Origin of the sequence: Candidatus Poriferisodalis sp. (genome assembly GCF_965208555.1) — a bacterium.
Classification (GTDB): Bacteria; Actinomycetota; Acidimicrobiia; order Acidimicrobiales; family Poriferisodalaceae; genus Poriferisodalis.
On the sequence record NZ_OZ242342.1, the window covers coordinates 1680289 to 1702951 of the forward strand.

The window sequence follows — 22663 nt, forward strand, 5'->3', positions numbered from 1 at the left end:
GAATGACCCAGATCACCGCCCGAGTCCCCGACGAACTCTTGGCGGCGTTGGACTCGGCTGCCGCTCAGCTCCAGCGCAGCCGTGCCGAAGTCGTCCGCCAAGCGCTGGAGCGCTACGTGGAGGACTTCGACGACCTCGACATCGCACTGCAGCGCCTGCGCGACCCGTCCGATCCCGTACTCGACTGGGAACAGGTCAAGCGTGCGCTACTCGATTCGGATTAAGCGCAGCGCCGAGCGCGAACTCGCCCGCATCACCAAACCGCAACGTCGACGGATCATCGACGCGATCGACCGCCTCGCCGACCAGCCAGACGCCGGCAGCCGCCTCAAAGGAAGCCTGCGAGGCCTGCGCCGCATTCGAGTCGGCGACTACCGGGTGCTGTACGAGGTACTCGACGGCGAACTGATCGTGCTCGTCGTGCGAGTCGCCCACCGGCGTGAGGCGTACCGCCACGACCGGTGACGATCACCCACCGGCAAGCAGCCGGTAGTGCTCATGGAGTCATGAAGCAAGCGTCGACCGCGGCTCTACGCTTGGCTGCGTGAGCAAACCGACGAACCGCCTGCGGCGGTACCCGATGCCGTGCCACCCGCGCGCAGTGCATGTCGGGCGTTGGCTTGTCGAGAAGATGCCGCGCGGATGCGATCTCGAACTCCCCGATCGCCGCTCGAGCCGGCCCATCCCGTTCGTCGATGGCGCGTCGAAGGTCAGGGGGCTTCGGTGAGGGTGAGCCAGTAGCGGCCGGTGTTGAACGGGCCCGACGAGGATGCCGCGGCCACCTCGATGTAGTAGTCGCCGTCGACGGTCGGGGTGAAGTGGTAGCGCTCGCTGTAGGCGGCGTCACCGCTCCCGCCGTTGCCGTTGCGGACCTCGACGCCGTCGGCGTCGTACATGGGTCCGAGATCGGGGTGGTGCATGCCGCCCTGGCGGGTGTTGACCTCGACCTGGTAGCGGGTTCCGGCAGTCAAGTGAGCCCTGAACCAGTCCCGCTCGCTTTCGACCAGGACTCTGCCGCTGAAACGGCCGGACAAGAGCCCTCTGTGCTCGATGCGACCCTGCACGGTCTCGCCGACCCCGATCTCGCAGTTCTGGTCGTGGGCAGCGAGGTCGTTGCCGGCAAGGCGGGCATTGGCAGCGTCGTAGTGGGCTTGGGTGTTCGGCAGGTCGAGCCGTTGACCGTAGAAGTACCGGAACATGATGTCGGCATAGACGCTGAAGGCGCCGGCGGTCATGCCGGGAAGGCAGTCATCGTTGGCGAGCACGTCGGTGGCGTGGGTATGCACTGCGAGCACGTAGTGGCCGTCGCGGCTGTTGGCACCGCCGCCGGCTCCGGCGCCGACGTAGTAGGTGCCGGTGGAGCGGGGAGTGAAGTAGGTGAGCGCGGTGTTCCCCGGCCCTGAATCGCCGTCGGCGGTGCCTTGGGTTGCGCCGAAGTACGGGTACGGATGCACGTCGCCGTAGCTGTCCAGCAGCCGGCCGCGGTGGTCGTACACGCCCTTCAGCCACGGATTGCCCACTGCCTTGTGGGCGGTCGAGTCGCCACGCAGCACCACCTCGTAGAGCTGGCCGCCGACCAGTCCCACCTCGAACCAGTCCTCGTCGCTCCTGCTGAGGCTCGCGATCTCGAATTCCCCAGGCGTCTCACCGCCCACAGCCGCCGTGCAGGTCGTCTTGGTGCTGGCCGCGCAGTCTTCGTAGGGGACATAGGGGTACACGACCACCCTGAAGGTCCACGGCTCGCCTTGTGGGTGCTTCTCGGCGTCTATGCGGACCTTGACCAGGTGCCAGCCCGGGATCTCCGACGCGGTGAAGATCACCAGGGGTTCTCTCAGCGTGATCCCGAGGGCGGAGTAGTCGGAGCCGAGATTGGCTTTGTTGGGGGATTCCACCGCAGTGATGACCAGCAATTCCGCGTTGCCGCCCCGCGCATTGCTGCTGCCCCAGACCTCCGCCACGTACCTGCGCCCCGCGGTGAGGGACACGCGATAGCTCCTGTGCCTCGTGCAGGCGGAGTTTCCGCAATCGATGCTGTCGAATTCGTCCAGCAGGAATTCGCGTTCGGGCTCGTGATTTCGGGGCTCGATCGACGACTCCCCCGATGACGACTCGTTGTCGGGCTTTGCCGGAGCGGCTTCCTTGTCCGGCTCGACCCCCCAGGCCTCCTGGGCGGACGGTGACGGCGCCTTCTTGGAACGCGTGATCTTGGGCCTCGACTCGGTTGCAGCCGTACCGGTCTCGACCCAACTCCAGTCGCCGTTGTTGTTGGTGAAGCGGGCCCGCACCCTCACCATGTAGAGCGCGCCGGGCTCGAGGCCGGAGATGGTCAGCTCGTTCTCTTCGGGGAACGCGTTCCACTCGGTGTCGGTGTACGTCCTGAACACGTCGCCGTCAGGCGCCCACGACACCCGGTAGGCGGCCGGGTCGCCCGGGTGCGCATCCCAGCTCACGTACAGCTCTCCGGGTTCAAAGCCCGGCTCCACGCTCAAGCCGGTGACGGCCGGCGGAGCTGCTGAGGCCAGGTTCGCAGGCGCCACGGTGGCGACCAGCACGCTGGCGGCAACCAGCGCTCCCAGAACGGCTGCTCGCATTTGGCGGCGGGGAAGAAAGGGAGACCGGTTCAGCGTCATGGCGCTCGCTCCTCGAACTCGGTGCTACAACCGGCGGCGGCTCGGTTCGGCCGCGAACCCGGCTGCCATCACTTCAGTTCATAGTTTGTACAACTATCGCGCAGCCGTCCTACCCCTGCAAACAGGTGCTCCAAGCCGGTGCTGCGGCATCGTCCTGAGCACCTAATATGCAGGTCACACGGGTTCTCCACAGATAATCCTGCGTGCGCTCGATTACTTTTTTGCTCGTGTTGTATGCGTTCAGCACCAGATAGTTGACTGTATGCGTTCGGTTACAATCCACTACACTGTGGACATGGCCACTTTGGCGACGCGCGTTGTGCGAACCCCCGGGTCGTTGGCGAGCGCCATCACGGGCCGGCGCGACCAGCTCGGACTGACCCAGCAAGCGCTCGCCGACACCGCTGGGGTCTCGCGCAAGCTGGTGTGCGACGCCGAGGCAGGGAAGCTGACCATCCAGCTCGACGGCCTCGTGAAGATCTGCACTGCGCTCGGCTGTGAGCTCGTCATGCGTGAGGTCGATCCGGCGCGCCTGGGCTACGACGACGCGTTGGCGCCGTTGGAATGAGGCCTGCGGAGCTGCGCGTACGGGTCGGCGGCGAGACGGCTGCCACCCTCGAGCGGGGCGCCGACGGACTCAGCTTGTCCTACGACGCCGACTATCTGGCCTGGCCCGATGCGGTGCCGCTGTCGCTGTCGCTGCCGTTGCGCGCCCGACCGCACGTCGGGCCGCTCGTCGAGACGTGGCTGGACGGGCTGCTGCCAGACCGCTCCGTCGAGCGTGAGGAATGGCGCCGACGGGTCGGGGCGGTCTCAGCAAGTCCGTTCGGACTGCTCAGCACGCCCATCGGCAGCGAGTGCGCGGGCGCGGTCCAGTTCGAAGGGACCATCGCCGGCGCCCGCCGCCAGCTCGGTGAGCAACCGGGCCGCAGATCTGCCTTGGAGCCGGTTTCCGAGACGGACCTCGGCGCGGTGCTGGCCGAGATGAGCGAGGGTGCATTGCTGGGCGGGTGGCGCGACGATCCGCTCGCCGGCTTCAGCCTCGCCGGCACCATGCCGAAGCTTGCGGTGCGGCACGGCAGGGCGCCGTGGTGCAAAGCGATCGGCGACGAGCCCACCACGCACATCCTCAAGCCGTCGCTGCCCCGGTACCCCGGTCAGGCGGTCGGCGAGCACCTCGCGCTCTCGACTGCGCGACGGCTGGGCATCGCGGCGGTGCGCACCCACGTTGCGCTCATCGGGGGCATCGAGACGCTGGTCGTGGAGCGCTTCGACCGCTCCCTGCGCTCCCCCGGCGGCGCCATTGCGCGCATCCATCAAGAAGACCTCTGTCAAGCGCTCGGGCTTCCGCTGGGAGAGCGATTCGAGCGGGACGGCGGCCCGGGACCGGGCGATGTCGCTCGACTGCTGGCGATGCACAGCAGCGACTGCAGCGCCGATCTTCGGTCATGGTTCAGGCGGCTGGTGTACTGCTGGCTGATCGTGGCGAACGACGCCCACGCCAAGAATCACGCTCTGCTGCACCTTCCCGGTGCCGTCTGCCGGTTGGCGCCGATGTACGACACAGAATCGTGGCTGCCGTACACCGACGTCGCAGCGAGCGATATTGACCTCGCCATGTCGCTCGGCGACGGCTACCAGGCAGGCGACGGCGCCCGCATCGACGACTGGCAGCAGCTCGCACGCGAATTCGGCATGGACCCCCGATGGGCTGCCGCTGAGGTGCTGCGCATCGCCCAGCACACCCCCGCACACCTCGAAGCCGAGATTGACGCCTTGGAGGCCGCTGCAAGGTCGGGCGGCATGCCGGCGCGCTTGCTCGACGCGGTCGTCCTCAGAAGCGAATCCGTTTTGGCAGGCGCCTGAGATCTGCCGGGTGGTCAGGTGCTGGTGGTCCAGCGCACCCCGTCGGGGGAGCGTGGCCAGCAGGTGATGGTGCCGTCGGTGGCGATGGCGCAGGTGTGGACGTCGCCGAGGGCCAGGGCTCTGTAGGTGCTGGTTGACGTGTCGGGCTGGGTGCCCCACTTGTGGCCCCAGCAGGTGACCGCGCCGTCGGTGGCGATGGCGCAGCTGTGGCGCGGGCCCACCTCGACCGCGGTGTAGGTACCGGCGGGCGCATCGGTTCGCCCGAAGCGGCTGTGGCCCCAGCAGGTCACGGCGCCGTCGGTGGTGATGGCGCAGGTGTGGTTCGGGCCGAGCGCAACCGAGGTGTAGGTGCCGGCGGGCACCCTGGTCTGCCGGGAGCCGTTGTAGCCCCAGCACGTGAGGGTGCCGTCACTGGCGAAGGCGCAGCTGAGGTCTGCGCCGGCGGCGATGGCCGTGAAGGTGCCCGACGGGGCGCTGCTCTGCCCCGAGCGGTCATCACCCCAGCAGGCAACCGTGCCGTCGTCGGAGAGCGCGCAGGTGTGGTCGTCGCCGGCCGCAATGGCCGTGAAGGTGCCCGACGGCGCGCGGGTCTGCCCGTAGAAGTTGTAGCCCCAGCAGGCAACCGTGCCGTCGTCGGAGAGCGCGCAGGTGTGGTCGTCGCCGGCCACGATGGCGGTGAAGGTGCCGGCGGGCGAGCCGGTCTGGGAGAGCGCGTTGTCTCCCCAGCAGCTGATGCTGCCATCGGTCCCCAGGGCGCAGCCGTGATAGGCACCGACGGCGATGGCGGTGAAGGTGCCCGACGGCGCGCGGGTCTGCGAGTGCGCGTTGTCTCCCCAGCAGGCAATCGTGCCGTCGTCACCCAGCGCACAGGCGTGATAGTCACCCAGGGCCACGGCGGTGTGGGCGCCTGCCGGCGCGCTCGCAATCTCATCTCGGTCGAAGCCCCAGCACACCGCTGAACCGTCGGTGGAGATGGCGCAGGAGTGCTCGAGGTAGGTGGCGACTTCGGTGTAGGTGCCGTCGGGCGGGTCGCTCTCCCCGTAGTTGTTCTCTCCCCAGCACGACAGCGTGTCGTCGGTGGCGACGGCGCAGGTCTGCCCGTTGCCGGCCGAGATCGACGTGTAGGTGCCGTCGGGCGCGTCGGTGCGCCCGCTGGTGCTCTTGCCCCAGCAGGTGATGGTGTCCTCGGTGGTGATGGCGCAGGTGTGCGCGTGGCCGGCCGAGACCGATGTGTAGGTTCCAGCCGGCGACCTGGACCGCCCATCCCAATGGTGGCCCCAGCACTTCATGGTGGTGTCGGTCCGGATGGCGCAGGTGTGCACTTCGCCGGCCGAGATGGCCGTGAAGGTGCCCCGAGGAGCATTGGTCTCGCCCTCGTCGTTGTAGCCCCAGCAGGCGATGGTGCGGTCGGTGCGCAGGGCGCAGACATGCTCCCAGCCGAGGGTCACGGCAGTGAAGGTGCCCGCCGGGGCGTTGGCCTGGCCGAAGGCGTCGTAGCCCCAGCAGGTGAGGGTGGCGTCGGTGGCGATGGCGCACGAGGTCCGGCCGTTCGCCGCTATCTGGGAGTAGGTGCCTGCGGGCGCATCGCCCTGATTGAAGGAGTCGTCTCCCCAGCAGGCAATGGTGCCGTCGGTGCGGATGGCACATGCGTGGATGGAGCCCGAGGCCAGCGCCTTGAATGTGCCCTCGGGCGGGTTCGCCTCGCCATAGGAGGCGGGACCCCAGCAGGCGATGGTGCCGTCGGCGCGCAGGGCGCAGGTGTAGGCCGCGTGGTTGGACAGCGTCGTGAATCCCGTGCCGGCGGACTGGTCGATGGATCCTTGGACGGTGGCCTGGGGCGTGTTGCGCAGCATGCGGCCGTCGGCGGTGCACACCGCGAAGTCTGTTGCGCAGTCGGTCGCAGCCGGCAACGTCACGGTGACGTCGCCGGGTCCGTCGGGCGCCACGGTGAGCTCCCAGGTCTTGCCGTCGGTCGCTGCCTCCGATGCCGTGACGAGCGAGCCGCCGGTGACCGTGAGCGCGTCGGCCATCGATCCGCCGGTGACCTGAGGGTCTGCTTCGTCGAAGTTGAGCCGCAGCGTGAACTGCGACGATCTGTCGTGCGTGTCGGGGATCCTCGAGAACCATGCGCCCGGCGGCGCCTCGCTGCGTTCACCGAGCGCGTCGGTGCCGGCGCTGAGCGACACGTCCACTGAGCTGCCTGCGGAGGCGGACAGCACGCCGCCGGTGGGCCACCAGTAGGTGCCGCGCAGCGCCAGCCCGTTCGGCACCTGGCTCTCGGAGCCGATGAACTGCTGGCCGTCGATGTCCAGCACGAACTCGGTGTCCAGCGAGGCGCGCAGGCCCAGGTACAGGCCGCCGGCGAGCTCCGCGAGCAGGATGACCTCGTACGTCGACCCGTCGACATCGAGGCTGTCGGGCGTCAGCGAACCCAACTGTGCCCAGCGCGAGTATCCGGCCGTGCCGTCGGTTGCCGCCACATCCAGCACCGCCGTCCACACCTCGACGAGATCTGTGCCGGTGCCCGGGTCGGTACCGGTGCGAGTGCCGATCAGCGACTCCGTCTCGGTGTCAATGCTGCGACCGGATGGTGATGCTGTCGAGGCCCCGCCGGCAGGTTCCCCCACCGGCTCGGACAGCTTGAGCTTCAACCGGTACCGCACGGGACTCTCGGACTCCACCCGCACCACGTAGGTGCCCGCAGCCAGGGTCAGGCTGAACCGCTCATCTGACTTTCCGAGCTCCACGCCCGAGCCGAGCACCTCACCCCCGAGGTCTTCCACGTACACGTCCGCGTTGGCGGTCAAGCGCCGCAGCACCACCTCCACCGACTTCGGCGACGACAGCTCAAACCGGTACCGCTCCACATCGCCCGTCGCATCGTCAATGGTGCTGTTGACGACGGTCTTGGCCTCATCGGTGATGTCACCCAGTTCCGTGGCCTCGGGAATGTCACGGAGCTGCAGCTCTGGCGAGGCCCCCACAGACCCGGACGCTGGTACGAGCAGGCCAGCGACGAGCATCGCGACGACAGCGCCCCGCGCCGCCGGCCCGAACCGGCGTGTACCCAGCGGCTTCTTCCAGAGCATCTAGAGATAGTAATACTCATTACATTCTGCTGATAGCTTGCCCGCTCGTGCTCGGAATCAAGCGTCTCATCACCCGGATCATTGCCGTCGCTGCCGTCGCGGCGGTTGCGCTCACGCTGCTGCCATCGCCGGCTGCCGCCGACCACGGCACCAAAGTCGAGAAGAGCGAAGGCAACGTCTGCGGCTATTCCAAGGACAAGTACGAGACCGACTCGATGGGGAATGTTCTGTACCAGAGGGACTCAAACGGGGATCTCGTTCTGGACGAAGACGGGGACCCCATTCCGATTCCGAGCGACAAGAAGTACCTGATGAAGTACAAGAAGAAGAACCCCGATGGGCCCAATGAGCCCCACAACTTGACCTGCGCGGACAACACGGACGGGTCGGGCGGCACCGCTGCGCCGCTGACGGGCTCGTCGACGTCGGCTTCGACGATTGCCTTGATGTACGCCGGCCACGGCAGCCGCACAGGCAGGTCGTTGGTGAACTGGTGCATCGACACGATGTTCCGGAACGCGGCCCGGGTGCCGTCTTCGGACACCACCAGCTCGGACGGGACATCGTCTATCTCGATCACGCTCAATTTGAAGGGCACATCGAAGAACACAGGGGGCTCGAGAGAGACCCTGACGTGGCATGCCGCCGAGCGGGTACGCGACTTTGACGATCTGTACGCCGGCGCGATGCTCTGCGCCAGCGGCAGGCTCTGAGCGGGTCGCCTAGCTGTTCTCAGCTCAGCGCTGACGTCGGTCAGCTCGGCACGGCGCGGCAGCTAGCTCGTCGGCGGGGTGGACCGGCCGCTGCGGTAGTCGCCCCAGCAGCGGATGGCGCCGTCCTCGGTCAGCCCGCAGGTGTGCGACCCGCCGGCTGACACTGCCACGAACGGCACGATGTCACCGTCTTCATCTTGGATCACGTGGGCGTTGCCGCCGCCGCCGCCGCTGACCTGGCCGCGTGAGTCCTCTCCCCAGCAGAACACTGCTCCTTCGGCGATGCCGCACGCGTGACGGCCCCCGGTCGACACTGCCGTGATGGCGCCTTGTGGGATGGCGATGCTCGCCGGCCCCCCGCCCTGGTAGATCGCACCCCAGCAGGTGACCGTGCCATCGCCGTTCAGCACGCACACCTGGGTGCCGAGATGCGCCGACAGCTGCACGAAGTCTCCCGAACCGCTGCCCTCCAGCAGACCCCAGCAGAGAAACATGTCGTTGGTCGCAACCAGCCCGCACGTGTGCAGCTCCCCCGCGGAGACCGCGGCGAACGCGCCGGCAGGCGGCGTGGACTGGCCCTCATCGTCCAATCCCCAGCACACGACCGTGCCGTCGGTGCGTATCGCACACGTGTGGTGTCCGCCCGCAGACACCGCAGTGAAGGTGCCCTCCGGCGGTGTCGACTGGCCCTCATCGTCCAATCCCCAGCACACGACCGTGCCGTCGGTGCGTATCGCACACGTGTGGTGCCCGCCCGCAGACACCGCAGTGAAGACGCCCTGCGGTGCCCTCGCCTTGCCCTCGACGTCCGAACCCCAGCACGCGAGGGTGCCGTCGAAGCGCACAGCGCACGAATGCTCGAAGCCCGACGACAGCGCCGTGAAGACCGCGGCGCCTTGCTCGGTGGCCTCGGCGGGCTGGCCGAGGGCGATGCGGCGCGCCTGGGCGCCGACGAGCTGTGCCGTGTGCCAGCGGTCGTCGCCGGCGATCCGGGTCAGCGAGTAGTTCAGCCCCTCGAACTTCTCCCGGGGCACCGCAGCGAGGCCGCCCACGACGTAGCCCTTGAGGGCTCCGCCGGTGCCCGTGGCTCTCGCCCGCTGCTTCTGGTCTTCGGGCCAATCGCCGTCACGCGGGCCGGTGCCGATGATGCAATCGGTGCCGATGACGCCCGCCAGCGTCACCGCGCTGTACAGGTCAGACTGCGCCGCCTCGTCAGAGGCCACCAAGATCGCTTCGTCGCCGGCGCAGTCGGTCGTCGGGTCCTCCGCGCCGGCCGATGCCTCGACGGTGCCCGTGTTGGCGCCGCCGGCAGAGATCAACGCCTGGGCGCCCGCCAGGCGAGCGGTGTGCCAGCGATCGGTGCCGGCCAGCCGCGTCAGGGCGTGACGGGCCACCTTCGCGTCCGGTACTGCTGCTGTGCCGCCCACGATGAACCCGCTGGGCGCGGCGGCGTCCAGACGGGCGAGCTGGTGGGCGGGCATTGCCTCGCCACGCGGCCCGGCAAGCACGACGCACCGGGTTCTCAGCACCCCCGCGAGCGTCACCGCGCTGTAGAGGTCGGACTGCGCTGCGGCGTCGGACGCAACCACAATCGGCACCCGACCGGCGCAATCAGTCTCCGTGTAGCTCGGCGGCGGAAGCACCACCCCCCCTGCTTGTGCTTCGTCATGCGCTCCTGCGGGACTCGCCATGGCCAGAACCGAGGCCAGCAGCACCAGTGCACTCCAGGCTGCCGCGGGACGCCTCAAGCGCTTCTTGTCGAGTCTGGGGAAGACACGGGGGTGGGAGGAACGCCATCTGCACAAGTGCATCAGGGCAATCTATTCGTGAAGTAATGGTTGTAACTATGATTGTCTTTCGTGCCCGCTTCCGACCACGGCGATGCCCAGCGTTCAGGACCTGACCGCCGAGGCGATCAGGACGATCACGACCACGCAGCAGTCGCGCAACGCCTGATGGAGTCGGCGATCAGGACATTCGGCGACAAGGGGTACCAGTCGGCTTCGGTGTCGGAGATCGCTCGCGAGGCCGGCACGACCGCGGACGCCGTGTACGCACGCTGGTCCGACAAGCGGGAGCTGTTCGACGCAGCCTTCAGGGAAGCCGCAGAACGGCGGATGCTGCTGCTGATCAAGAACGCTCCGGAGGCTGCGACCTCGAAGCTCGCCATGCTCGGCGACAATCTGCTCACGACGCACCGAGACAACACACGCGACCTGTGGATCGAGGCATGCGCGCATGCGATGCGAGACGAAGGCTGGCGTCCGATGCTGACCACTGCGCTCGATGTCGAGGCGAGCGAACTCTCAGAGATCGTGGAGGAGGCCAAGGCGGCCGGCGATATCGACCACGACCTGAGCACGACGGCCATCGTGTTCATGTGCCAGTCCCTCGGCCTCGGAAGTCACCTGGTCGCACGTTCGCTGGCCGACAACGGATCTGAGCCCGATGCGGACGGCTGGAGCCGTTTCGTCGGAAGGCTGATTCGCGGCCTCGCGCCGCGCGCTTGACGGCCCGTTGCGAGGTGACAAATAGTACGAATTACTGCCTCGCACATGCACACCTGTAAATTTCCGTTGATTTCGGACAGCCGACACCTTCGGGCTGTGGCTAATGTTGGCGCGGCATGCAAGCTCCATCGGTATCGGACGCGCCGTCGGCGACCGAGTCCAGGCGAAGCTCGGACATCTCGACGGACCGCATTCTGGACGCCGCCGCCTTGGTGTTCGGCCAGAAGGGGTACGAAGCGGCCCGCGTCGCGGACATCGCCCGGCGAAGCGGTCTGACGACAGGTGCGATCTACGCGCGCTGGCTGACGAAGCACGAGCTGTTCCTCGCTGCGGTTGAGCATCGAGGGCTGACAAGAACTGAGGTCGTCTCCGGCCAGGCCGACCTGTCGGCAACCAGGAAGCTGGCGGAGCTGGGCGGCGGCCTGCTCGGCGGCGACAACGGTGACGACGCAGCCCGCAACCTCATGCTCGAGGCGTGCGTGATGGCACGGCGAGACTCGTCATTGAGTGCAGAGGTGGCGCAGTCGCTCGATGTCGAGGCCGCTGTGTTGGCCGAGGTGGTCGAGCAGGGCAAAGCCGCGGGCGACATCGACGCCGACCTGAGCACCGAAGCCATCGTGTTCGCCTGCCAGGCGCTGGGCCTCGGCGCTCGCCTTGCAGCCGCCGCTGCGCCTCGTGAGATCGGGCTTCCCTCCCTCGACGACTGGCGCGAGCTGATGACCCGATTCGTCGAGTCCATCGGCCCGTCGCAGCCCTAGCTCCGCGGCACCGGCGAAACCGAATTCACCAATATCGGCCGGTCGCCAAAAATCGGCGTCTCACACAGCTCGCCTACCTGCTCCCGGAGTTTGTAGTAACGGTCACTACAATTGGGAATGATACGGGAACTCACCGCGCGGTGGAGCTGTGGGTCGCGGTTGTTGAGGGCTGGGGCTGCGGTGTTGGTGGGTGCGGCGGCGGTGTTGGGGCCGTTGGCGTCGGCTATGGCGGCGTCGCCGGAGTTGCAGCTGCGCGACGACGTTGAGGCGGTGGAGCTGGGCGACATCACCGATGAGGCCAAGACCGTCGTCAACAGCACCATTGACGACGCGGCCGGAGGTGTGGAGCGGTACCGGTTCGAGTTGTCGTCGCCGAAGTCGGTGGAGGTGGTGCTGCGGCGGCTGACCGCCAACGCGGACGTGTACTTGGAGAGCGCCGGGGGCGATCTGCTGGGCTCAGGCGAGGAGTTGGGGCGTTCTGACGAGCGATTCAGTCTGACGCTGGCGGCAGGCTCCTATGAGGTGCGGGTGGAGTCCTCAAGCCCCGTGCGGTACCGGTTGAAGCTCAAGCTGTCCGAGCCGGTGGGCGACCCCATCGGTGCTCGCACGGATCCGGGCACCGAGACGGACACGGGCACGGACCCGGGCACTGAGGCGGGCCTGGGTACTGAGAGTGACCCGGGCACGGACCTTGTCGAGGCGTGGACTTCGGTGCTGGATGTGGGGGCGACCGACGGCACGGTCGGCTACTCGCGCTGGGCGAACTTCGGCTCGCTGACCTCGGAGAGCTTCGATGTCGACGGGTCGTCCTATGGGGTCATCTTGCTCGCGGAGCTCGCCGGCGGCCTGTACCTGGGCCTGCGCAGATCGCTCGACACCGAGTTCGTGCTCGCCATCGACGGCCACCAGTTCGTCGCCTCGCAGAGCCAGGTGCCCGCCGGGCTGCCGCTGCGCGGCGCCTACTGGTGGCTTTCCGACGGGCTGCTGTCAGGCGCGGTAGGCAACACAGCGGACGTTTCGCTCAGCGCTGGCACCGACGCACTGCCCGAGCGCGGCACGGCGCCGCCGGGAGCATGGTTCTCTCGAGTGCCCGACGCGCACGACGGATCGAGCCAGTTCACGCTGCGCCTCAACTTCGACGAGTCCGACCTCGGCGTCACTTCCAGCCTGCTGACCGATGCGCTGACGGTGACCGGCGGCTCACTGGCGGCCGTGTCGGAGGTGTCGCCCGTCGGCAGGACCTGGGAACTCGCCGTGACACCCGACGGTCCCCACAGCGTGACGGTGTCGCTGGCCGCAGCGCCGGACTGCGTGTCGACCACCTCGGTGTGCGCCGCCGACGGCCGCATGCTGCGCAACAGCCCGCAGGCCACCGTCAGGGGGACCGATGACCATGGGAATGAAGCCGCCGAGGGATCGCCTCTGGAGATGGACGCCACGTTGAGGGGACAGATCGAGACGCCCGGGGACGAGGACTGGTTCTCGGTGCTGCTGGAGAAGGGCCACACCTACCAGATCGATCTGGACGGTCCGGCGCTGCCGTATGTCCATGAGGTCCAGGACTCGGAAGGCAACGTCATCTCCGAGGAGGAGGACTCGGGCGGCGAATCTGAGGGGTTGCGGGGTCTGTACAGAGCGCTCGACGGCCTCGGTTCGAGGATGCCCGCAGTCCTCAAGGACAGCGGCGACGATTCCGGCGCTGTCGGCTCGATGGTGTTCGGGGACGGCTGGGCGCAGATCACGCCCTCCGAAACCGCCACGTACTTCATCGGTACCCGCAGCGACAAGGGGACCGGCGACTACGAGGTGAGCCTGCGGCAGGTGGTCGACGACTATGCGGCCGACACCACCACCACCGCCACCGTGTCCGTCGGCGGCACCGCCACCGGCGACATCGAGGAGGCCGGCGACCATGACTGGTTCAAGGTCACATTGGAGGCCGGCAAGGCATACCTGGTGGACCTGATGGGCGCGCAGAGCGGCGACGGCACGCTGCGCGACCCCTATCTCGCGGGGATCTACAACGCGAGCGGCCGAAGGGTCTCGGGCACCTCCGACGACGACAGCGGCGACGGCACCAACAGCCGCGTCCGCTTCGTGCCGGCATCGAACGGGACGTTCTATGTGGCAGCGCGCGGTGCCGGGGACCGGATCGGCACCTACACCGTGGCCGTCGCCCAGCAGCCCGACGACTTCACCGCCGACACCAGCACCGCCGGCGCCGTGACGGTCGGCGGGACCGCCGAGGGAGAGATCGAGGCCGAGGGCGACCACGACTGGTTCGCGGTCACCCTCGCGGCGAACAAGAGGTACCGGTTCGACGTGAAGGGCAAGCAGCTGTACCAGTCCCTCAACGGCACCCTGGTGAACCCGTACATCGATTCGCTCTACCGGTCCGACGGGACGCGGATCGCCGGAACCCACATCAACGACGGCGGTTCGTACTGGGACGCCAGGGTCGACTTCACTGCCCCCGCGGCGGGTGTGTACCACCTGTCCGCGGGCGGCTACGGCGAGGGCACGTACACGGTGGCGGTGACCGACATCACCGGCGGGGTGCCCGACGACTTCGCGGCCGGCACCACCACGATCGGCACGGTCGCGGTGGGCGGCACGGCTACCGGCGAGGTGCAGTTCGGCGGCGACAAAGACTGGTTCGCGGTCGAACTGGAGGCGAACCGGACGTACTACATCGACCTCGCTGCCCTCCATCTCGGCAAGGGGACGCTCGACTGGCCGAGCCTGTACGGCATCCACGACTCCGGCGGCACGCTGATCGAGAGCACAGCCGCCAACGGCACCTTCGACGGCCCCTCGTCAAGCGACCGGGAGGTGTTCACCCCGACAGCCACCGGGACCTACTACGTGGCAGCCGGCGGCCCAAGCCTGTTCGTCCGCGAGGGCACCTACACGGTGAGGGTGACCGACATGACTCCCGGCCAAGCCGACGACCATCCGGCCACGACCGCCTCAACCGCCACCGTCGCGGTCGACGGCTCGGTCGTCGCCCGCAGCGAGCAGGCAGGCGACCGTGACTGGTACAAGGTGAGCCTCACGGCCGGCAAGGTGTACCGCTTCGACCTGATGGGCGCATGGACCGGAGACGGCACGCTGGACGACCCGGAGCTTGGCGGAATCCGCAAGGCCGACGGCACGCTCATAGCCAACACGTCCGACGACGACAGCGGCACCTACTTCAACAGCCGGACGTTCTTCACCCCCGCCGCCACCGCCGACTACTTCGTGGACGCCGGCGGTTCGGGGATCGGCACCTACACGCTGAGCGTCACCAACATCACCGACAGCCGCCCCGACGACTTCGACGCAGCCACCACCGGCACCCTCGGCTCGCTCGACATCGGCGGATCGGCGACCGGGGACATCGGCCATCCCGGCGACCGCGACTGGTTCGCAGTGACTCTCGAAGCCAACGCCATCTACCAATTCGACCTCAAAGGCGGACCGACCGGGGACGGGCTGCCCGGCTTCGGAACGCTCAACGACCCCTACCTGCACGGCGTCCACAACCCGAGCGGCACGCGCATCTCAGGAACCGCCGACGACGACAGCGGCGTCCACAACTACAGCCGCGTGCGCTACCGGGCCACCCAGACCGGCACCCACTACGTCTCCGCCGGCGGCGACAGCGGCACCTACACGCTCTTTGCGGCATCACTCGGCAGCGACGACTACACCGCCAACGCCGACACCACGGGCACCGTCGACGTCGGCGGGTCGGTCACCGGCGACATCGAACGAGAAGGCGACCGCGACTGGTTCGCCGTGACACTCCAAGCCGGAACCGCCTACCGCATCGAACTGAAGGGGGCGCGCACACGCGACGGCACACTGCGCGACCCGCACCTGTCCATCCCACGAGGCCCCACGGGGCGGCTCGGGGGCCCGCCGGCCGACGACGACAGCGGCATCGGCGGCAACAGCCGGCTGATCTTCACGCCGACGACCAGCGGCGTCCACTACATCTCAGCGGGCGCATACCGCGACTGGACCGGCACCTACACGCTCTATGTGACCGCGGACTAGAACCGCGTGGGCTTATCCCGAGCGATGTGGTCCGACGGAACAGTTCTCATCGAGTGATTTTTGCGTTGACGACTTGTCCGGCGGTCCAGGACACGTCGACGTTTCTGAAGACAAAGTTCGAATCTCCGCTCGGAAAACTGAGCGCCAGTTCGTCTATGTGCAGCGTCCAGTCTCTTGCGCCGGCGACCGGTGCCTTGAATGCCAAGTAGAGCTTCCGCTGCGGCGCAAAATACCAGAGCGACTCGATCTCGAGTTGGGCGGTGCCCATGACGTTCGAGAACAAGGTGTCGTCGTTGTACGCGCCCAAGCTGGCGTTGCCATAGTCCGCCACCGTCATCTCCCCCGACCACAACGGCTCGACCGGATCTACCGGATCGACCGGTTCGACCGGTTCGACCGGTTCGACCGGAATTGCGGCCACCGCAGCCGTCGCGGAGCTGATCAGTGTCTCCGGGTAGCCGTCGTCGTCGGTGAACGAGACGCTGACCTTGATCGTCTTCCCCTGGTCGTCTTGTGTCAGGGTGTGGGTCTGGCCGGTGGCGCCGGGGATGTTCGTGTCCGAGTTGCCGTCGTTGCGGATCCACTGATAGGTGAATTGACCATTGGCGAGCCCGTTGGCGTCGCCGATCGCCGTCGTGTCCGCGCTGAGCGTCGAACCCACTTGCGGGGTGCCCGCAATGGTGGGCAGGCCGGTGGCGGCCTGGTTCGGCGGCGGCGGTTCGACCGGTTCATCGCCGCCTTCTCTCTCGACCGTGAAGGTGTAGGTCTGGATCGTGCCGTCCTCGGCGGTGACCTCGATGGCAAGTGTGCTGTCCCCGGCCGGCATGCCAAAGGTGCCGTAGGGGTAGGTGAAGCTGTAGGGAACGACGACCTCGCCGTTCACCGAGACCTCGGCGTCTGCGCCGCTGTGGTTGAGTCCGACGTCGATGTAGAACGGCGGGTTGTTCTCGGCGGTTGCCGTGTACTCGGTGACTGATGGGCTGAACGCCGGCGACAGGACAAGCTTGTTGAAGTTGTTGTCCTCCAGCACGAGCGTGGCGATCGACGCGTCCGACGAGGCGGCCTTGCTGACCATGACCTTGTAGAGCGACTCGCGCCTGTGGTCCTTGGAGGTGATCAGGGCCTTGAGCAGGTTGACGCCGGGCATGATGCGGGTGAACTCGGCGCTGCTGGCCTGTGATTTCTTGCCTTCGGCAACTTTGCCGAACTTGTCGAAGTAGCGAATGTGGCCCGGATTGATGCCCTCAGCGAACGAGATGCTCAGGTGCATGCTCTCCACGCTGGCGCCGGCATCGGCCGTGTAGACGAACCGCAGAGGGTCGAACGTCTCGTTCAAAGCGATCGTGTTGCCGTCCTGGTCGGTCAGCGTGATGCCGGCCAGGGTGGAATCGCTCGACGCGGTCTGGTCGTCGTCGATGATCATGCCGGCGGCGCTGTCGATCTCGCTGAGCGCGATGTTGGGGGACGGGCTGCTGAGGCGGACGATGAAGCGCTCGTTGTTCTCATCGGTCGAGTCGTCGCCGGTCGCGATGGAGACCGTCTTGCTGGTCTCGCCCTGTTCGAACGTGACCGTGCCCCCGCTGACCGCTGTGTAGTCGTTGTCGGCGGTCGTGGCGGCCAGAGGGGTGCTGCCGTCGACGGTGTCGTACTGGATGGTGGCTTGGGTGCTGGGCGCGCTGGACAGCTCGACTGTGAACTCGATGCTCTCTCCCTCGATCGCCGATCCGCCGCTGATGCTCGCCAGCGGCACTGTCGAGGAGATCGGGCTGTTCAGCGAGACCATGAAGTTCGAGTAATAGCTGCACATCTTGACGTGTCGGGTGTGCCAGATGTCAAAGAGGCTCCACTGGCATCCATCGGCGATGTCCCACCCGGGTTGGCTGTCGGGGTCGAGGCCGTGGATCATGGTCATCGGGATCGTCACGCCGCCCTGGACCAGCACCAGCTTCAGCCAGTAGTCGGTCGAGGCCGAGAGCGCGAAACCGTCGCCGGGCGCGACGAACTTGGCTGGACCGTCGAGGTATTCAGGCGGCGAGACGAAGGTCCCGATCAGCGCACCGGGCTGGCCCGGCTGGGAGAAGTTGGAGTCGCCGATCTCGCCGCCCGGCAAGTCCTCGAGCAAGTGCAGTTCGAGCTTCGGGGCTGAGCGCGACGAGGTGTACTGCGACGGCTGGATCCTCGCGAATGTGACGCTGCCCAAAGTGGCCGCGCTGGGGCCGGTGGTGAACCGGTTGTACGTGTACTTGGCCCCTCTGAGGTTGGTGATCAGATTCAACGCCACCCCATTGGAGTGACTGAGCCCTTGGCTGAAGGTGCTGACCAGCACGCCGTCTCTCGCGGCCGGGGTCGCCGTCGATGTCCGCGAGTGATCGGCCGCCGGGCCGACCGCATTTGCGTGGGTCACCCTGACCGTGTACTCGGTGCCGTTGGTCAGCCCCTCGATCACCGTGTTGTTGGCGTTGCGGCCCATGACCACCTTGACCCGGTTGCCGTCCAGATCGGTCTGGAACTCCTCCTCGCCCGACTTCCAGGCGACCAAGTAGCGGTCGAACTCGACCATGTGCAGGGTGCTGCGAACAATCTTGAACGGAGCCGGGTACGCGTCCCAGAAAACGTTGAGCGCGCCGTCCATCGAGTTGGCGTCCGCCTTCATCACCCGCTGTCTGCTCTCGTTGCTGGGCGGGGGCAGCATGGAAATCGTCAGCTTGGCGATCGGCTCATCGCTGAACTTGCCCACGCCCTTCAGGGCGCTGACGCTTGCCGTCGGGTCAGTGGCCGAATCCGCCGAATCCCAGTCCGTGCCGCTGTCGGTGCCGGCGTCCCACGCGAACAGGTCGACCTCCAGTTCGGAAATCCACACGCCACCCGGCCGCAGATCGATGTTGCGAGCCCCGACGAACCAGTCAGGCGACTCGCTCAGACTCGCCATGAAGGTCAGATGATCCTGGCCGCGCGAGGCGCGATGCAGTTCGAACGTCTGTGCAGTCGTCGCGCCCTGGGGGAACGTCCCCTCCGTCCTCTTCGGAAAGACATTGGCGTCGTCGGTCTGGGCGGCGAACTCCTCCACCAGCAGCTCGGTCGAACCGGTCTCGGCGAATGCCTTGAGCCCCGCGCTGGCCGCCTCGCCCGCATTGAAATAGCTGACCGTGCTCTCGTGCGTCGCGAAGGCCACGCTGGCGAAGTTCGTGTCAGTCGGCAGCGTCTCACCGGAAGCCAGCGCGTCCTGCACGAAATTGCCGGTGAAGGTGACGTCGATCTTGACGGCCTTCCGGTTGTCGCTCCCCCGAGCCTGGGCCGGGCTGCCCAGCCCCACAAACACGGCGAACTGCGCCAGGAACAGCACCAGCGCCGCCCCAAGCGCAGCGCCGATCCGGAGCCAGCGAGCACTCCCTAGCGGCCTCAGCGGCGTCGACCCACTTGATCGCATGGCCGCCTTTCCCCGGAGACCGGAACAGACACGTACAACTCCGGCGGATCAGTGCTGGTCAGCGTGCCTTTCCGGATAATAATAGTTGTTACCATGTATTTCACTCGCAGCCCGTGGGCGGCGAAGGCATCGACCGGCGAACACGATCCGAGGAGAGGCATGTCGACCAACGAAGGCAGATCTCGACCGACACAGCGGCGCCGGCTGCTGGTGTCCGCGGCGGTGCTGGCGCTGCTGTTAGCGGCAGTTCCGTCCGCGGCCTTGGCTCAGAGCTCCACGCAGACCTCGTGCCAGAACGAGCTGTACAGCCGTGACTACAGCAAGGACATCGACTTCGGGCCCGATGTGGAATGGCCCCGGGGCGCTTGGGGTGACGGCGACACGCTGTGGGTGGTGGACCCCCTCGAGGACAAGATCTTCGCCTACGACATCACGGCTGGGGACACGTTCGGCGATCGCCTGACCGGCAAGGACATCGACATCTCCGCCGATTCGCACAGCGCTCGCGGCATCTGGTCGGACGGCTTCTGGATGTACGTGTCCAATGAGTTCAACACGGATTGGGACCACAACACAGCCAATGTCAAGGCGTATCTGCTGAGCGACGGCAGCCGCTCCGCAGGCCGAGACTTCGATCTCTACGAGTACAACAACGATCCGCGCGGCCTGTGGTCGGACGGCGACACCTTCTGGGTGCTGCAGCCCAATACGACCGTCCGCAATGACGATCAGGAAATCATCTTCCAGGCCAAGAGCAAGATCTACGCGTACAGCGCCGGCAACCAGAATCAGCTTGGCTCAGTCCCGGGCGCCCGTCAGTCCAGCAAAGACATCAACAACCTGTTCTCCGACGGCACCATTGCGGGCGGCCTGTGGTCTGACGACACCACGATCTGGACGACGTCGACCAACGTCAGCACCGACGCCAATGACAACGGCATCGGACGGGTGTACGCCTTCACGCTGTCCAGCGGAGCGCGGGACTCGAGCAACGAGTTCTATCTGCAGAGCAGCCACTCCGCCCCACAAGGTCTGTGGTCTGACGGCGAAACGGTGTGGATCGCCGACACGTGGGACGACAAGTTCTACGCCTACCACATGTGCGGCTGGCGGGCCGGCGGCGTGTAACGCGCCGAGATCGAACAGACCGTCCCATTCGCTCCTGTTGGGGCTTGCGCGGGAAAGGACGCGACCAGATGACTCACATTGCACGCCTACGGACTGCTTGGGTGGCGGCTGCTGTTGCAGCGGCGTTGGTGCTGGCCGGTTGCACCGGCGGGCTGTCGCGAGCCGAGGTTGAGGAGATCGTCGAGGAGTCCGGCGGCGGCGGGCTGTCGCAAGCTGAGATCGAGCAGATCGCCGAGGCGGCAGGCAGCGGATTGTCGCGAGCCGACGTCACCGAGATCGTCCAGGCCGCAGGCAGCGGGCTGTCACGCGCTGAGATCGAGCAGATCATCCACGAGGCGATCGCGAGTGTCGCCGAGCCGTCGGTTGCCCCCGAAGCCGAAGCGGAGATCGAAGCCGAGGCTGAGGCCCCGCCGAGGTCTGAGCCGGACAACTACACGAAGCACTTCGTGGACCTGGCCATCAGTCGCTACGAGGCCGAGGGCTTGGCGGCCACGCTCGACTACTACAACGACCCCGCCAACGTGGACGGCCAGTGGTACGGGTTCATCATCGGCGAAAACGACGAGATCATCGGCCACTACGACCCCAGCCGGCGCGGGTACGACCTCAAGGGCTGGGTGGGCACCGACGCCAACGGGTACAACTTCGGGGCGGACATGCTGTCGGCCACCCCCGAAGGGCGCTGGGTGACCTACGTGTTCCTCAACCCTGAACGTCTCGAGGCCGGCTTCGATCCTTCCGGTTTCGAGCTCAAGCGGTCGTGGGTGGTGCGCCACGACGGCCTGCTGTTCGGCTCGGGCTGGTACACCGACATCGACGAGTTCATCCAGTCGCAGATTGCGACTGCCGTGGAGATCTTCCGCACCGAAGGGCTCGCCGAGCTGTATGCAAGTCTCAACGACCCCGCCAGCAACTTCGCGGGGCTGGAGGCGACGCTGGCGTACTACGACACCACCGGCGTGCTCGGTGGGGAATGGATCGGATTCGTCGCCGACGCCGACGGCAAGATCGTCAGCGCCATGCTGAACAGGGCGTATCTGGGCGAGAACGTCGCCGATGTGCTCGGCACCGACATCGTGGGTCGGGCCAGTGCGGATGGGAACTGGATCGTCGAACCGAGCAGCGAGGACGCGTCCGAAGTGGCGTTGCGCATCTTTGTGGCCCAGCACGACGGCCTGACGTTCGGTGGTGGGTGGAGAGCTACGTCTGGTCGCTAGTGCTGGTGGGCTTCGATTGCGGCGAGGGCGTCTTCGAGGGTCTCGACGCCGACCACGCTGACTGAGGGCTCGGCGACGGCGACCGCCTCTTCGACCTGGGAAGCGGGCACCAGGAACAGATCGGTGCCGGCCCGAATGACGGCGTGAGACTTCTGCGGCACGCCGCCGATGGGGCCCACCGTGCCGTCGTGGTGGATGGTGCCGGTGGCGGCGATGTCGAGACTGCCGGTCAGCGGCTCGGGCGTGAGGGCGTCGATGACCGACAGCGTGAACGCCAGGCCGGCGGACGGCCCGCCGATGTTCTCGATGTGCAGCGTCACGTCGATGGGGGGCTCGTCGAAGTTGACGTGAGTGGTGACAATGACGCCGAGCAGGGCGACGCCGTCGCGGTCGGCCAGTGTGACGGTGACGGTGCGGGTCTGGCCGTCGGGGGCCAGCGCGGTGAGCGTGGCAGTGGAGCCCGGCTCGTTGGCCTTGATGGTCTCGGAGAGCTGCTGCGCCGTGGTGATGGCGATGTCGTCCACCGCCTGGACGATGTCGCCCTCGTGCAGGGCGTCGTCCGCCGGGGCGTCGGGCATGATCCGCTCGACCCGGGCGCCGATGGGGGTCATGATCTCGTAGCCCAGGTGCTCGAGCGCGACGGCCACGGCGACCTGGGTGGACTGGTCCATCTGGAGGCGGCCGGCGTCACGGTTCTCAGCGACGGTGCGCTCACCGAGGATGTCGACGATGTCGACCACCTCGAGGGCCCCGTCGAGCCAGCCGCCGACGACTTCGAACAGCGACGGGGCGAAGCTGGTGCGGACGCTGACGAGCGAGATGGAGGCGTCGGAGGCGTAGGCGGGGTGGTCGCGGACGTCGACGAATTCCTCAATGTCGGCTGTGGCGCCGGGGGCGATGACCGCCTTGTCGTAGAGCTTGATGGTGAAGCCGCTGACGATGACGAGCGTGAGGGCGATCTGGAGGACGATGACGGTGACGGCGGCCCGCGAGAACTGACGGGCACGCGGGTGGCCCGACGCCGTGGGCCCGGGGGAGTCGTCAGGCTCGTCGAGATCGTCGAGGTCGTCGGCGACTGATGCGGCGGTGGCGGGTGGCGGCGGGGTGAAGCCCAGGTCGTCGAGCGAGCCTGCGAGGGCACGCCAAGCCAGGTCTGCCTCGTCGTCGTCGGGACGGTCGACTGGATCGTCGTCGGGGTCGTCGGCGGGCGGGCCGCCGGACGCATCGTTCACAGGCGCACAGCGTGCCATGCGCCTTGTCGCGGGCACGCGCGGTGGAGTC

Annotated in this window: 15 protein-coding genes; 10 read left to right on the top strand and 5 right to left on the bottom strand. The window is 67.2% G+C overall.

Features of this window, described 5'->3' with window-relative positions; translation table 11 throughout:
• Positions 1-2 precede the first annotated feature (2 nt).
• Together ACOGXE_RS07635 and ACOGXE_RS07640 are read left to right on the top strand one after the other, a co-directional pair.
• Positions 3-224, top strand: a complete 222-nt coding sequence (locus ACOGXE_RS07635) for a YlcI/YnfO family protein (protein ID WP_419863172.1) — start codon at positions 3-5, stop codon at positions 222-224.
• On the top strand, positions 202-465 hold the full coding sequence (locus tag ACOGXE_RS07640) for a type II toxin-antitoxin system RelE family toxin (protein WP_419933349.1): 264 nt from the start codon (positions 202-204) through the stop codon (positions 463-465). Before ACOGXE_RS07635 ends, ACOGXE_RS07640 begins: the two co-directional genes overlap by 23 nt.
• Before the next feature lie 245 nt (positions 466-710).
• Here ACOGXE_RS07640 and ACOGXE_RS07645 read toward each other — a convergent pair whose 3' ends face one another.
• Positions 711-2630: a fibronectin type III domain-containing protein gene (locus ACOGXE_RS07645; protein WP_419933350.1), complete on the bottom strand. Its 1920-nt coding sequence runs from the start codon at positions 2628-2630 to the stop codon at positions 711-713.
• A 295-nt stretch (positions 2631-2925) separates the two neighbouring features.
• Between ACOGXE_RS07645 and ACOGXE_RS07650 the strand changes: the two genes are divergently transcribed.
• Entirely contained in the window at positions 2926-3198 is a 273-nt protein-coding gene (locus ACOGXE_RS07650) for a helix-turn-helix domain-containing protein (protein WP_323671226.1), read from the top strand.
• A complete protein-coding gene (locus ACOGXE_RS07655; RefSeq protein ID WP_419933351.1) occupies positions 3195-4496 on the top strand; it encodes a HipA domain-containing protein in 1302 nt (433 codons plus the stop codon). Before ACOGXE_RS07650 ends, ACOGXE_RS07655 begins: the two co-directional genes overlap by 4 nt.
• A 14-nt stretch (positions 4497-4510) precedes the next feature.
• Here ACOGXE_RS07655 and ACOGXE_RS07660 read toward each other — a convergent pair whose 3' ends face one another.
• Positions 4511-7585 carry a pre-peptidase C-terminal domain-containing protein gene (locus ACOGXE_RS07660; RefSeq protein WP_419933352.1) on the bottom strand — a complete coding sequence of 1025 codons (3075 nt, stop codon included), beginning with the start codon at positions 7583-7585 and terminating at the stop codon, positions 4511-4513.
• Positions 7586-7632: 47 nt separating this feature from the next.
• On the opposite strand from ACOGXE_RS07660, the gene ACOGXE_RS07665 reads away from it, so the two are divergent.
• Positions 7633-8298, top strand: coding sequence for a hypothetical protein (locus ACOGXE_RS07665; protein WP_419933353.1), 666 nt, complete (start codon positions 7633-7635; stop codon positions 8296-8298).
• A 62-nt stretch (positions 8299-8360) separates the two neighbouring features.
• Here the strand turns inward: ACOGXE_RS07665 and ACOGXE_RS07670 are convergent, their stop codons facing one another.
• Positions 8361-10046: an RCC1 domain-containing protein gene (locus tag ACOGXE_RS07670; RefSeq protein ID WP_419933354.1), complete on the bottom strand. Its 1686-nt coding sequence runs from the start codon at positions 10044-10046 to the stop codon at positions 8361-8363.
• A gap of 111 nt (positions 10047-10157) precedes the next feature.
• Between ACOGXE_RS07670 and ACOGXE_RS07675 the strand changes: the two genes are divergently transcribed.
• The 3 genes from ACOGXE_RS07675 (at position 10158) to ACOGXE_RS07685 (ending at position 15610) form a co-directional block, all read left to right on the top strand.
• Positions 10158-10808, top strand: a complete 651-nt coding sequence (locus ACOGXE_RS07675) for a TetR/AcrR family transcriptional regulator (protein ID WP_419933355.1) — start codon at positions 10158-10160, stop codon at positions 10806-10808.
• A 116-nt stretch (positions 10809-10924) separates the two neighbouring features.
• Complete coding sequence (locus ACOGXE_RS07680; RefSeq protein WP_419933356.1) at positions 10925-11566, top strand: TetR/AcrR family transcriptional regulator; 642 nt, start codon at positions 10925-10927, stop codon at positions 11564-11566.
• Between the two features lie 225 nt (positions 11567-11791).
• Positions 11792-15610 (top strand): hypothetical protein, encoded by a 3819-nt coding sequence (locus tag ACOGXE_RS07685; RefSeq protein WP_419933357.1) that lies wholly within the window; start codon positions 11792-11794, stop codon positions 15608-15610.
• Positions 15611-15656: 46 nt separating this feature from the next.
• Here the strand turns inward: ACOGXE_RS07685 and ACOGXE_RS07690 are convergent, their stop codons facing one another.
• Positions 15657-18953 (bottom strand): spondin domain-containing protein, encoded by a 3297-nt coding sequence (locus ACOGXE_RS07690; RefSeq protein WP_419933358.1) that lies wholly within the window; start codon positions 18951-18953, stop codon positions 15657-15659.
• A gap of 243 nt (positions 18954-19196) precedes the next feature.
• On the opposite strand from ACOGXE_RS07690, the gene ACOGXE_RS07695 reads away from it, so the two are divergent.
• Positions 19197-20165, top strand: coding sequence for a hypothetical protein (locus tag ACOGXE_RS07695; protein ID WP_419933359.1), 969 nt, complete (start codon positions 19197-19199; stop codon positions 20163-20165).
• Positions 20166-20233: 68 nt separating this feature from the next.
• Complete coding sequence (locus ACOGXE_RS07700; RefSeq protein ID WP_419933360.1) at positions 20234-21382, top strand: hypothetical protein; 1149 nt, start codon at positions 20234-20236, stop codon at positions 21380-21382.
• Here the strand turns inward: ACOGXE_RS07700 and ACOGXE_RS07705 are convergent.
• Positions 21379-22614 (bottom strand): PDZ domain-containing protein, encoded by a 1236-nt coding sequence (locus ACOGXE_RS07705; RefSeq protein ID WP_419933361.1) that lies wholly within the window; start codon positions 22612-22614, stop codon positions 21379-21381. The two genes, ACOGXE_RS07700 and ACOGXE_RS07705, sit on opposite strands and share 4 nt — an antisense overlap.
• Between the last annotated feature and the right edge of the window lie 49 nt (positions 22615-22663).